The 13603-nt window shown below is 30.3% G+C and carries 12 protein-coding genes; 11 read left to right on the top strand and 1 reads right to left on the bottom strand.

What is annotated here, in order from left to right:
- Positions 1-11: 11 nt before the first annotated feature.
- Positions 12-1220, bottom strand: a complete 1209-nt coding sequence (locus TICRE_RS04520; protein WP_075725588.1) for an EAL and HDOD domain-containing protein — start codon at positions 1218-1220, stop codon at positions 12-14.
- A gap of 226 nt (positions 1221-1446) precedes the next feature.
- Between TICRE_RS04520 and TICRE_RS04515 the strand changes: the two genes are divergently transcribed.
- The 11 genes from TICRE_RS04515 to TICRE_RS04465 all read left to right on the top strand — a co-directional run bounded on the left by TICRE_RS04515 (position 1447) and on the right by TICRE_RS04465 (position 13430).
- The gene (locus tag TICRE_RS04515; protein ID WP_198927480.1) at positions 1447-1917 is read left to right on the top strand and encodes a PTS sugar transporter subunit IIA; all 471 of its coding nucleotides are present in this window, start codon (positions 1447-1449) and stop codon (positions 1915-1917) included.
- A 36-nt stretch (positions 1918-1953) separates the two neighbouring features.
- A complete protein-coding gene (locus tag TICRE_RS04510; RefSeq protein WP_075725584.1) occupies positions 1954-2235 on the top strand; it encodes a PTS sugar transporter subunit IIB in 282 nt (93 codons plus the stop codon).
- Positions 2236-2256: 21 nt separating this feature from the next.
- Positions 2257-3630, top strand: coding sequence for a PTS ascorbate transporter subunit IIC (locus tag TICRE_RS04505; RefSeq protein ID WP_075725582.1), 1374 nt, complete (start codon positions 2257-2259; stop codon positions 3628-3630).
- Positions 3631-3698: 68 nt separating this feature from the next.
- Positions 3699-4589: a carbohydrate kinase family protein gene (locus TICRE_RS04500; RefSeq protein ID WP_075725580.1), complete on the top strand. Its 891-nt coding sequence runs from the start codon at positions 3699-3701 to the stop codon at positions 4587-4589.
- A gap of 146 nt (positions 4590-4735) precedes the next feature.
- Positions 4736-5830 carry a peptide-methionine (R)-S-oxide reductase MsrB gene (msrB, locus tag TICRE_RS04495; protein ID WP_084191827.1) on the top strand — a complete coding sequence of 365 codons (1095 nt, stop codon included), beginning with the start codon at positions 4736-4738 and terminating at the stop codon, positions 5828-5830.
- 226 nt (positions 5831-6056) lie between these two features.
- Positions 6057-7508, top strand: a complete 1452-nt coding sequence (locus tag TICRE_RS04490; protein ID WP_075725578.1) for an MFS transporter — start codon at positions 6057-6059, stop codon at positions 7506-7508.
- 192 nt (positions 7509-7700) lie between these two features.
- Positions 7701-8258, top strand: coding sequence for a class I SAM-dependent methyltransferase (locus tag TICRE_RS04485; protein WP_075725576.1), 558 nt, complete (start codon positions 7701-7703; stop codon positions 8256-8258).
- Positions 8259-8353: 95 nt separating this feature from the next.
- Complete coding sequence (locus tag TICRE_RS04480) at positions 8354-9133, top strand: AzlC family ABC transporter permease (protein WP_198927479.1); 780 nt, start codon at positions 8354-8356, stop codon at positions 9131-9133.
- Positions 9134-9136: 3 nt separating this feature from the next.
- A complete protein-coding gene (locus tag TICRE_RS04475) occupies positions 9137-9442 on the top strand; it encodes an AzlD domain-containing protein (protein ID WP_075725574.1) in 306 nt (101 codons plus the stop codon).
- 249 nt (positions 9443-9691) lie between these two features.
- Positions 9692-11695, top strand: coding sequence for a GGDEF domain-containing protein (locus TICRE_RS04470; RefSeq protein WP_075725572.1), 2004 nt, complete (start codon positions 9692-9694; stop codon positions 11693-11695).
- Positions 11696-11918: 223 nt separating this feature from the next.
- A complete protein-coding gene (locus TICRE_RS04465) occupies positions 11919-13430 on the top strand; it encodes a PAS domain-containing sensor histidine kinase (RefSeq protein ID WP_075725570.1) in 1512 nt (503 codons plus the stop codon).
- Positions 13431-13603: the final 173 nt, after the last annotated feature.

The raw sequence follows: 13603 nt of genomic DNA, 5'->3' as shown, positions 1-13603 counted from the left end.
ATTTCTATATATTAAAGCATATCCATTGTTTCAGTGCAGTATTTTATAGCGTTTAAATATTCATTACATATTTCTTCTCTATCTGTTATCCCGATTTCAGATGATATTGTTTTTACCTTATCCCAATCTCCTTTTTCATAAGAATACACAAGTTCCAGTAAAGGACTAAGCTCTCCTTTTCTATGGATAAGAGCTTCTCTTATATCTTCCGTAAGAGATATTCCATCAAGAGCTTCTTCCATAGATTGATCCAATATAGCATCTAAGGTTGAAAAAAGAAGCATAGTAGAAGCTTCGTTAACTCTTGATTTAAACTTACTATGATTTGCAAGCCCTTCTCCAAATTTAGACCTTGTAAGAGAAAGTCTGGTAAGTTCTAGTGGCTTATCTGTAGCTAAATCTTGTAACATCAGTATATTTATCCATCTTTCTATACTTCTAAAACCCATATATACCAAAGCTCTTTTTATAGAATAAACTACATCATCTGACTGGCTGTTTTTGACTACTCTAAGTAGTCTATAGGCTAGATTTACATCATTTCCTATTATTTTAGCTAATTTATTGTAGGAAGGTTCTGGCTTTCCAAGTTCAGCTATAAGTCTTAAATAATTGAATTTAGTGGATTTCTTATCATTAGACTTTCCAACTATACTTGGTTTTTCAAAAAAATATCCTTGAAAAAGACTAAACCCCATCCCTTTTGCCTGTTCATATTCCTCTTTTGTTTCTATTTTTTCAGCCAATAAAGTCTTGCCCTGATGCAGTGCAAGCCTTACTTGTGCTCTTATACTATCTAATGGGGTAGCTATTATATCGTATTTAATTATATCTGAGATTGGGACTAAAGGAAATTCATCATAATCTTCTACAAAATCATCTAAGGCAATTTTATATCCATGTTTCTTTAACTCTATAAGTCTTTTTATGAGTACTTTATCTACTTCTACATCTTCTAAAACTTCAATTATAAGTTTTTCTGGATTAATCAATTCTATTGAATCTGATAATAAAAATTCATAATCAAAATTAATAAATGCTTTTTCGTTGTCGGTAATAGTGTCTATTCCAAGCTCAAATAAACCTCCTAAAACCGTTGCCGTAGCTTTCTTTGCAGAAACATTTCCAAACACAGTTGACGTTTTGCTATCTCTATATAGCAATTCATATCCATACACTATCATAAATCTATTAAATATAGGCTGTCTTGCAATAAACAAAGATATCCCCCCTAACACTTAATCCCTAATTACCCAATATTATACAACATAATACAAAAAAATAATTTTTTAAAGCTTATACTAAATATATAAATTGTATTTTTATCCTATATATTTAGTATATAAAAAAACAATTGAAAATTGCCATTTAAATATATGTTTTTTATAGGGTTTTAGATATAAGCTTAGAGGGTATAGTAATTATAGGGCAATATGAATTTCCTTTGTGAAAGGAGGAGTAAGAACAATGCTAAAAGACATAATTACTAAAGACACTATAAGATTAAATGTAGATGCTAAAGACTGGGAAGATGCAGTAAGAATTGGGGGTACACTTTTAGTTAACGTACATGCTGCAGAGGAAAGATATGTAGATGCGATGATAGAAACCGTGAAAGATATAGGACCTTATATAGTAATACTAGAAGGAATAGCAATGCCTCATGCTAGACCAGAAAAAGGTGCTCTTAAGATGGGTATGAGTTTAGTTACTCTTAAAAACCCTATAGAATTTGGAAATGAAGAAAATGACCCTGTAAAATTAGTTATTTCATTTTGCGCGGTAGACTCTAAAACACATCTAAAGGCTTTATCACAATTAATGGTGCTTTTAGAAGATGAAGATAATATAGAATCCATATTGCACTCAGATAGTGTAGATGATGTTATAAGAATAATAAATAGTTTTAGTAAATAATATTTAAATATAAGATGGAAGGGGGAGGTGAGAAATATGCTTAAAATATTTACTGTATGTGGAAATGGGATAGGCAGCAGCCTTATGTTAAAAATGAGATTAGATGAGATATGCGAAGAACATGGGATTGAAGCAGATATCGAGTCTACTGACTTTAACTCGGCTCAAGGAAAAGGAAGCGACCTTATAGTGACTATTAAAGAACTTGCAAATCAATTTACAGGCAAAAAAGTAGCTGTTATAAGAAGTTATGTAAACAAAAAAAAGATTGAAGCAGATGTATTAGACATATTGCTAGAAATGTCAGGTAAAAAATAAATTTTAAAAGGAGGTAGTATAATGAATATTTTAAAAATTATTTCTCAAGATATTTTGACGCAACCTTCTTTATTAATAGGTTTAATTTCTTTAATAGGTCTTTTAGCATTAAAAAAACCTTTTAATAAAGTAATGACTGGAACTCTAAAACCTATTCTAGGATTTTTAATGTTAGGTGCTGGTGCAGACTTTATAGTTTCAAATCTTAACCCATTAGGACAGATGATAGAACATGGATTTAATATAACAGGAGTTATTCCTAACAATGAAGCTATAGTTGCAATTGCTCAAGATGTTTTAGGTAAAGAAACAATGCTTATACTCTTGTTTGGTCTTCTCTTTAATCTTGTAATTGCTAGGTTTACTAAGTTTAAGTATATATTTTTGACAGGACATCATTCATTTTTCATGGCATGTTTATTATCAGCAGTACTTAGTACAGGGGGACTTTCTGGAGCATTATTGGTTTTAGTTGGTGGATTTATGTTGGGGGCATGGTCAGCCATTTCACCTGCTATAGGTCAGAACTTTACCCTACAGGTTACTGAAGGAGACAATATAGCAATGGGTCACTTTGGTAGTTTAGGATACTATATTTCAGCTTGGGTAGGTAAATTTGTAGGAAAACCAGAAGATAGCACAGAGGATATAGAGATTCCCGAAAAATATGGTTTCTTGAGAGATACAACTATATCCACTGCAATAACAATGATGGTATTTTATCTTATAGCAGCAATAGCCGCAGGTTCTGATTTTGTTGTGGAACTATCAGGTGGAACAAACTTTATAGTTTTTGCCATCATGTCAGCACTTAAATTTGCAGTAGGAGTAACTATAGTCTATAACGGTGTAAGAATGATATTAGGTGAATTGATACCTGCATTTGAAGGAATATCTAGAAAACTTATACCAAATGCAGTTCCAGCAGTAGACTGCGCAGTTTTCTTTACTTATGCACCTACAGCTGTAATAATTGGATTTATCTCAAGCTTTATCGGAGGCATAGTTGGAATGTTAATACTTGGATTTGCAGGTGGTGTTCTTATTATACCAGGGCTAGTTCCTCACTTTTTCTGCGGGGCTACAGCTGGGATATATGGAAACGCTACAGGTGGAAAGAAAGGTGCCGTAGTTGGTTCATTTGTTAACGGTCTTGGAATTACTTTTCTACCAGCACTTCTCCTACCGGTACTTGGACAATTAGGTTTCCAAAACACAACATTTGGTGACTTTGACTTTGGAGTTATAGGAATAGTAGTAGGTAAGGCAGCAGACTTACTAGGTAGCACGGGAATATATATTATTGCAGGGTTGTTCTTATTAGCCCTTATAATCCCAAGTTTTATGAAAACTAAATCTCCAACACTAAATAATGATGTGGAGGCTTATGAATAGTAAAAAACAATAAATGCTCCCTAGGGAGCATTTATTGTTTTAAAAAATATAGAAAGGACTGATAAAACATGGTAGATGTGCTTTGTATAGGTCATGTTGCCTATGATGTAACACTTCCATTAAAAGACTACCCATTAGAAAACTCTAAGTACGTAATCGACTATAAAATAGAGGGAGGAGGAGGACCGGCTAGTAATGCAGCCTATTTATTATCCAAATGGGGAATTAAAACATCTTTTATAGGACTTTTAGGAGATGATGCCTATGGTAAAAATATTATAGAAGAATTTAAAAATGTAGGGACAGATACATCTATGGTGAAGATGGCTAAAGATTATCCTACCCCTTATTCTACAATACTTGTAAATATAAAAAGTGGTACAAGAACTATAATAAACTGTAAAGTGCCATATTCTCAACTAGATATAGATCAAAAAGATTTAGAAAAACTAAATCCCAAGGTAATGCTATTTGATGGTCATGAGCTTAAAACTTCTATAAAAGCTATAGAATTATTTCCAAATGCTAAAACTATACTAGATGCGGGGTCTGTAAGAGAAGGAACTCTTGTATTGGGAGAGAGGGTAGATTATCTTATAGTTTCAGAAAACTTTGCACTTTCCTATTGTGAAATGGAAAGTCTTAAAAATGAAAATGATTATGAAGAATGTATGAGTAAAATGAAAAAATTAAATAAACATGGACAAATAGTAGTAACACTAGGTGAAAGAGGACTTATATATGAAGAAAAAGGAAAGGTAAAATCTTTAGATGCATATAAAGTAAAAGCAGTAGACACCACAGGAGCAGGCGATATATTTCATGGTGCATTTGCTTATGGACTAATAAATAACTATTCATTGATAGAAAATCTAAAGTTATCTTCAAAAACATCAGCTATATCAGTACAAACTTTAGGAGGTAGAAAGTCTATACCTGATAAAGATAAAATAATATAGAAAAAGAAGAATCCTCAAATAAAAGTTCTATAGCCAAAATACCAAGGGATTATAAAACTTGGTATTTTAATATTTAAATAAATTTATATTAGTAAACATAAGTTTTGGGTATAAATATATTATTATAAAAGAAAGAAGGGTGAGATATGAAGGATAAATATATTATACTAATTATAGTAGTTATATTAACAGTATTTTTAATCCTTAGAAATATGAACTTTGGAAATAGAGCTCCAGCAAATAAAAATCCTAGTCTTACAAAAGACTATAGAGAAGAAGATGTAAATACTATATATCTTGCAGGAGGATGCTTCTGGGGTGTTGAAGGGTATTTTGAAAGGATAGAGGGTGTAGTAGATGTAGTTTCAGGATATGCAAATGGCACTACTAAAAACCCTACGTATGAAGATGTTATTTATAAGAACACAGGTCATGCAGAAACTGTTGAATTAAAATATGATCCAAGTAAGATAGATCTTACAGAGATACTTCTTTATTATTTCAAGGTTATAGATCCTACTTCCTTAAACAAACAAGGTAGTGATATAGGAAATCAGTATAGAACTGGTATATACTATACCGATGTAAAACAAGTTGATGAAATAAAAAAGGTAATAGAGGTAGAACAAAAGAAATATAAAAAAGATATAGTTGTAGAAGTTTTACCACTTGAAAACTTTTATAAGGCAGAAGAATATCATCAAGACTATTTAAAGAAAAATCCAACAGGGTACTGTCATATAAATTTAAAAGAGGCAGAAACTGGTGTTGAAAGAGATCCATCACTTGGAGATATAGATATTTATCTAAAACCTTCTGATGAAGAATTAAGAGAAAAGCTAAGTAAAGAAGAATATAACGTAACCCAAAAGGGAAGTACAGAAAGACCTTTCACTCATGAATATGATAAATTAGATGAAAGAGGAATATATGTTGATATAGTAACAGGTGAACCTCTATTTTCATCCCAAGATAAGTATGATGCAGGATGTGGTTGGCCTTCTTTTACAAAACCTATAGATGAAAAACATATAAAGCAGTATAATGACAAATCTCTTGGTATGAATAGAATAGAAGTAAAAAGTAGTAGCGGCGACTCTCACTTAGGACATGTATTTAACGATGGACCCCCTGATAAAGGTGGAATGAGATACTGCATAAATGGAAGTTCCCTTAAATTTATACCTTATGAAGAAATGGAAAAAGAAGGTTATGGAGATTTGAAAACAATATTTGACTAGGTGAAAATAAAACGAGCTATGAGAAAGCTTTGCTCTTACCTAACTAGTATAACAGCTTTGTGGTTTGCTACTTGCGATCCTATGAATGTTTTTTTATTAACAAACAATTCTAACAATTCTCAATTGACTTTATATTATAAGTCATAGTATAATGACTTGTTAGGAAATTCAAAGGGATTAAATCTTTCCTGTAGAGTCTTAAAAAAATATTGATAGGAGTGATAAGATGAGTAAAAAAGAAAATGAACAAGTTGTTAGTAGCAATGTAGCACTACCCTTAAGTAAGAGAAATAAAAAATTAGTTACTTTGGGATCCTGTTTATTTATGTTTTATATTGCAGCGCATGGTACAGCCTTAGCTATATCGCAAAGCTTTATACTTACTAAAATAAATGGAATGGAATTTTTTTCGCTTTCTGCTATTTTAATAGCACTAGGTTCAGCAATAATGACCCCTATAGGAGGAAAATTGGGAGATATTATTGGAAGAAGAACTCTTATGGTTGGTTCAGCAATTATAGCATTTATAACTACTGTAGCTATTGCTTACAGTCCTAATACTTCATTATATTTAGGTTTTACGATATTAAACAGTTTGTCTAAAGGAGCCTTTACAGCTTCTCCATTTATACTGATGAATATAATCAATGAAAAGAAAGATGTTCCAAAAGCTATGGGTCTTCTTGCAAGTTCAGTTGCAGCTGGAACTTTCGGTGGAGCATTGATAGCAGGTGCTTTCAATGATATGAAGCAAACTGAACTAGGGCTTGTTATTACAGGTGCATTTGTAGTATTAGCTGCATTATTTATATTTATGGCGCTACCAAATACTAAAGCACAAAATAAAGTTAAGTTAGATTTTGGGGGAATAGTTTTACTAACTATTTTAATTTCTTCGTTTGTATTAACTTTTAACTTTGCACCAAATGTGGGTTGGACAAATCCCTTAATTTTATTAGGTTTTGCGGTAATTATAATTTCCCTTATTGTATTTATAAGATATGAAAAAAATGTAGAAGAAAAAAAGGAAGAGCCCATCATCGCAATAAGTCTTTTCAAAAATCAAGAATATACAGTACTTTTATTTATTGGATTAATAGCTTATTTCTATCAAGCAGTTATGGTAAACTATGGTTCTTTAGCATCATTAAAAATATTAGGTGAAAGTGCCACTATAACTGGTTTATTGACACTACCTAGAACAGCTATAATACTTATATTCCCTGCTATTACAGGTGTATGGGTAGGTAAAAAAAGAACAAATTCTTGGAAGGCTATGGCACTTGCTACAGGCATAGTTGTATTAGCATTTATTCCATTGATGTTTATTTCGCCAAGTATGTCTATTGCAATTTTCTTTATCTCATTTACAATAACAGGATTTGCAGAAAGTTTTAGAGCGGTAGCTGTAACACCAGCTGCTCAAGAAATTCTTAACCCTAGCAATCTATCTACGGGAACAGCCCTAGTAAACTTTGTCAATACACTTTCATCTGTATTAGCATCTACAATATGTGGAGCCCTATATAATGCAGCGGGGCAAGACATAGTAAGGGGTATGAGATCTATATTTGTCTTGACTGTAGCTATAACAATAGTGGGTTTCTTATTAGTAATTTTCTATATTAGAAAATATCAAGAAAAGAGATATAAAGTAGAAACTTCTGTAGAAGTTTAAAACTTGTTATAAGAGCTGTGAATATAAAAAAGTAACTCTTTATATTCATAGCTTTTATAATTCAAATTGAATTAAATTCAAATAAAAAATTAAAAACTATTATAATCTATTATTTTGGATAGAAATAATCCAGCGTTTTTATAACAAAAAGGGATTTGGTAATTAATATATATAAGATAAAGGGTGGTATTTATGAACTATGAAAAAATAAAGAAGTTTGAAAACAAAGAAAGACTTGAAGAACTTAATCCCATAGATACTCTTAAAAGAGCAGGCTTTAAAGAAGGTATGGTTTTATGTGATATTGGAGCGGGTACAGGAATATTTTCAATTCCAGCTACAAAGATTAGTGATAATGACATCTATGCTCTTGAAAAATCAGATGAGATGATAGAGATATTAAAGAATAGAATAGTAGAGAAAAACATAAAAAACTTAAAAGTCAAGAAAGTCGAGTCAAATATACTGCCGATAGGAGATAAAGTGTGTGATTTGGTTATAATGGTAACTGTACTTCATCATATTGATGACAAAGAATTTATGATAGATGAAATAAAAAGAATATTAAAAAAAGATGGAAAGCTTATGATAATAGAATTTCACAAAAGAGAAACTTCAATGGGCCCTCCAGTAGAAATGAGAATATCAGAAGAGGAATTGGAGGAGATTGGAGCAAATAATAATTTAAAGATAATTGATAAGTTTGTATTGGGGGATAACTTTTATGGGTTTATAAGTATATATAAATGATGCAAAGAATTAAATTATGTAGTATTATATTATTGGGACAAAGCAATGATACAGAAAAAATATAAGAGTAATTAACAAAAGAAAGGGAGTAAAAGTTGGATACAAAAGCTAATATAATAACAAAAAACACATCAAGAGAAGACTTTTTAGTACAAGACGAAGGCAGAAAAGCAAATATAAATGAATTCAAAGAAGGTATAAAAGATGGTATACCAATAGGACTAGGATATTTTGCAGTATCTTTTACTTTAGGTATAGCAGCACGAAATGCAGGGCTAACAGTTTTTCAAGGAGCTTTGGCGGCTTTACTTACAAATGCATCAGCAGGTGGATATGCTGGGTTTATGCTAATTTCTTCTGGGGGCTCTTATTGGGAAATGGCCTTAGTTACCATCATCGCTAATGCAAGGTATTTTTTAATGAGCTCGGCTTTAAGTCAAAAGTTAGAACCAGAGTTGCCATTACATCATCGTTTTTTAATAGGAATTGATGTTACAGACGAGCTCTTTGGTATATCTTTTGCCCGTAAAGGATGGTTAAATCCGTATTATTTTTATGCTGCAATGTGTGTCACAATGCCATTTTGGGCAACAGGAACTGCACTAGGAATAGTAGCAGGAAACATACTTTCACCTAGAGTTGTGAGTGCTTTAAGCGTAGCTTTATATGGTATGTTTCTAGCAGTAATAATACCACCAGCCAAAAAAAATCGTATAGTTGCAGGATTGATACTACTTTGTTTTATAGTAAGTTTTATTGTTTCAAAACTTGCATTATTTAAAGCGGTATCTAGTGGAACACAAATAATTATTTTGACAACAGCCATTTCAGCTTTTGCTGCTATCTTTTTTCCAGTAACTCAAAAGGAGAATTAAAAAATGGAACGAAATATATATATATACATATTTATAATGATAGTGGTAACTTATGCTATTCGTGTATTACCTTTAACATTGATTAGAAAACGTATAAACAATAAGTTTGTGCGTTCGTTTCTCTACTATGTCCCATATGTAACCTTAGCAGTCATGACCTTCCCTGCAATATTAGAGGCGACACGCGAACCAATTGCAGGTGCATTAGCACTTATTACAGGGATTTTACTAGCATGGTTTGGGAAAAGTCTTTTTCAAATCTCTATTTCGTGTTGTATAGTTGTATTTATTATTGAAATGCTAATTTAGCGCTTAAAAGATGGTTCCATAATTCTATAAAAGGAATAGACTATTAGTTGGTAAAAAGATGGGTTCATGGTTTATAATATTTTTTATAAACTATGGCTCCTTTTTGTTATTTACATTTTATGGAAATTAGTTTATGTTTTATGGATATATATGTATTCAGTGGGTAAAAGATGATATAGTAGTAATTAACTGAATCGATATAAAAATAGAATGTTATTTAACATTATAAAAGAGTGAGGGTGCTTATATATGGAAAGTTCTAAATTGTTATCTAAAGAAGATTTAATTTCTTTTGAAACTAAGTTTTTTAATTTGTTTGAGACTATTGATGATATGTTTATTATTAGTAGTCTAGATGGAAATATAATATATTGTAATATGTCATTGCTAAATAAAATGGAATATTCTTTTCAAGAGTTAAAAAATATGAATATTTTAGACTTGCATCCAAAAGAGAAAATAGAAGAAGCCTCTATTGTTTTAAGAGAAATACTAGATGGCACAAGAGATAAGTGCTTATTAGAAGCTATAAGTAAATCTGGAGTAAAATATGAAGTAGAAACTAGGATTTGGTTTGGCAAATGGAACGAAGAGGATTGTATTTACAGTATTTCAAGGGATTTTACAAAAGAAAATGAAAATTTACGACTCATCTCTAAGATATTTCAAAACAATCCAATGCCTATGATTATAACTGATATAGAGGAAAGAAAGTTTATCAAAGTAAACCCTGTATTTTTAGAAAAAACAGGCTATTTAGAAGAAGAGTTAGTAGGTATGCGAGTTGACAAGCTTAATATTGTAGTTGACATGAAAAGATATGAAGATATGCGAAATAGACTATTAAGTGGAGAAGAGATAAAAGATGAGGAGCTTGTTATAAAGTGTAAGGATGATAGCTTTTTAACTGGACTATTCTCTATAGAAGAAATAAATAATAATGGCAAGAGAGCATTTTTAATAGTAATGGTAGATATAACTGAAAAAGTAGCACTTACAAATAGATTAAGAAATAAATTACAAAAGCTCACCAATATAATTGAAGGAACAAATCTTGGAACTTGGGAGTGGAATATTATCACAGGAGAAGTTGAATTTAATGAGCAGTGGGGCAAATTGATAGGGTATTCACTAGAAGAATTAAAACCAATTAGCATTAAAACTTGGAGAAGGTTTTCACATCCAGATGACTTAAAATTATCAGATGAGATGGTAAAACGGCATTTAAAAAATGAGATTGATTCTTACGACTGTGAAATTAGAATGAAGCATCGGGATGGAAGATGGATATGGGTTCGTGATAGAGGAAAAGTTACAGAGCGAGATAAAAGCGGAAGACCTATTAAAATGTTTGGAACACACTCAGATATAACTTTAGCAAAAGAACAATCCATAGAACTTGAAAGGTTTTTTAGTGTAAACATAGACCTTCTTTGTATTCTCGATATGAAGGGAAGGTTTTTAAAAGCAAATAAAGCTTGGGAAGATATATTAGGATATCCTGTAGATACTCTAATAGGTAGAAGAGCTATGGAACTTGTACATAAAAATGATCACCATAATACATTGGAATCTATAAAGAAACTTAAAAAAGATGGAAAATTAACCAACTTTATAAATAGATATAGAACAATAGATGGAGAATATCTCTACTTTGAATGGAGAACCAATCTTTATAATGATGTAATTTATGCAGCTTCAAGGGATATTACAGAACGAATGAAGTATGAGGAAAAAATACTTGATGCATCAAATAAAGATTGTCTAACTGGAATATACAATAGAAGATATGTTTATAATAGAGCAGAAGAGATAATTGAAAGATATAAAAAAAGGGAAGACGATTTTTCAGTTTGTATAATTGATATAGATTACTTCAAAGGAGTAAATGATAAATATGGACATAGAATTGGAGACCTTGTTTTAAAAGAGTTTACGAGCGTTATAAAAGAAAATTTGCGACCATATGATATATTGGGACGGTATGGCGGGGAAGAGTTTATAGTTATTTTAAATGATATTGATGAAAAGGAAAGCGTTTTAATCTTAGAGAGAATTTTAAATGTTATCAGAAATAAAACTTTTAATTGTAATGGAAATGATATAAACTTTACCTTTAGTGCTGGCGTTGCAAATTGCAAGGAAATAAAGAAGGAAGAAATTGTAATAGATAGATTGATTGGATTAGCAGATAAGAGAATGTACAGAGCTAAAAATGCTGGTAGAAATAGAATAGCTTCTAGAATAAAATAAAACAGGTAGGAGAGATAGGACTCTCCTACCTGTTTTTAGTATAATTAATAAACCATTAACAATCATACTAAAATCAATTTGAAATCAAAAATAAAAAAACACAATATTATTTTGACCCTTAAATAATATCTTACTATATGTAAAATTTAATTAAATATTAAAAAGCTATGTTATAATAATATTTAAGACAATATAAAAGACAGTATAAAAGGAGAGACTCATTGTGAAAATAATTTTACATAAAAGTATTGAGAATATGGATATTTATTTTAAAGAAGATATTGTCTATAGGGTTAATAAAGGATTTTTAAGTTTAACTGGTTATCTGGAAAATGAAGTTATAGGAAAATCTATTGATGATTTAAGTTCTTTATTAAAATTAGATTTTCAGATTGATTTGAAAAAGATTTACAATCCATACAGTGCTTATATATTTACAAAATGGGACAATCCTAAAGGAGTAAATATTTCTAGCAGATATAATGAAGATAAAGAAGAGAGAATTTATTCATTTAAAGAGATAGAAAATCAATTATTAGATCATATATTAGAAAACATTTTTTCTTTTAATCTGGATTATAAAAAGTCAATTGCTGTTTATAGTATAGATGATTATATTTTACTTAAGTCTAACAAGCCATATATAGATTTATTATTATCACTAGATATTTCTACAGAGAACTTATTAGGAAAACCGCCTATATTTCCAGAGCTTCTATTAAATTGTAATAAAAATATAAAGTATGGTCATGAAACTGAAGTTCCCTTTATAAATAAAGATGATTCAATTTCTTATTTTGATATTTCTACTATACCGCTATCTTCAAATGGAGAAGAAAAATATTTATTAAATGTAATTCACGATGTCACTGAAGAGGTCAATAAAATATCCCTTATAGCTATGGATATAACAGAAGAAGAAAAGTCTAATGAAAAACTTACTAAGGGTCTAAAATCTCAAGAAGAGATGTTTGTAAATGCTTCCCACGAATTAAAAACCCCGCTAAATTTAATTTTTAGTGCTTCTCAATTATTAGATCAAGATTTAAAAAAGAATTCTTCCCTAGATTATAATAATGAAATCAATTATAGTAATAAAATAATACTTCGAAATTGTTATAGGCTTACTAAGCTTATTGACAATATTTTGGATATTTCAAAACTTGAATCTGGTTTTTATAAACTAAATCTAAAAAATGAAGATATTGTAGCTGTTACTGAAGACATCATCCAATCAGTTGCTAAATATATTAAGGAAAAGGGGCTTAAGATAGTTTTTGATACGGAGATTGAAGAAAAGATAATTGGCTTAGATTTATATAAATTTGAGAGAATCATGCTAAATCTTATATCTAATGCAATTAAGTTTTCCTATGAAAGTGGTACAATATTTGTAAATTTATACTATAAAGAGGGCTTTATAGAGATAACTGTTGAAGATGAAGGAATAGGTATTGCCAAAGAAAATCTAGAAATTATCTTTGATAAGTTCCATCAGGTAAATAAGTCTTTAACTCGCACATCTGAAGGTAGTGGTAGGGGTTTATCTTTAGTAAAATCTTTAGTTAGACTTCATAGCGGTGAAATAAGTGTAGAAAGCACTTTGAGAAAAGGAACTAGATTCACATTAAAACTTCCAGACATAGTTGTAGAAAAACAAGAGGCGAGTACATCTGTAAATAACAATAAAAATATAGAAGAGATGATAAAGTTTGAATTGTCTGATATATATTAAAAAAACCGTTGACTATTTACCTTGATAATGCTATAATGTGATAAAGTGTTTATATATAAGGGTGAGGACATGAAAATAAATCAAAAAACAAATAATAAATTTCATAATCATCATAGATGGAAGAGTTTGTAACAATGAACTAATTATTAAATCTATTAATAGTTCATAGATGC

Origin of the sequence: Tissierella creatinophila DSM 6911 (genome assembly GCF_001940565.1) — a bacterium.
In the GTDB taxonomy this organism is placed as follows: Bacteria; Bacillota; Clostridia; order Tissierellales; family Tissierellaceae; genus Tissierella_A; species Tissierella_A creatinophila.
This window is presented reverse-complemented; position numbering and strand designations above follow the sequence as displayed.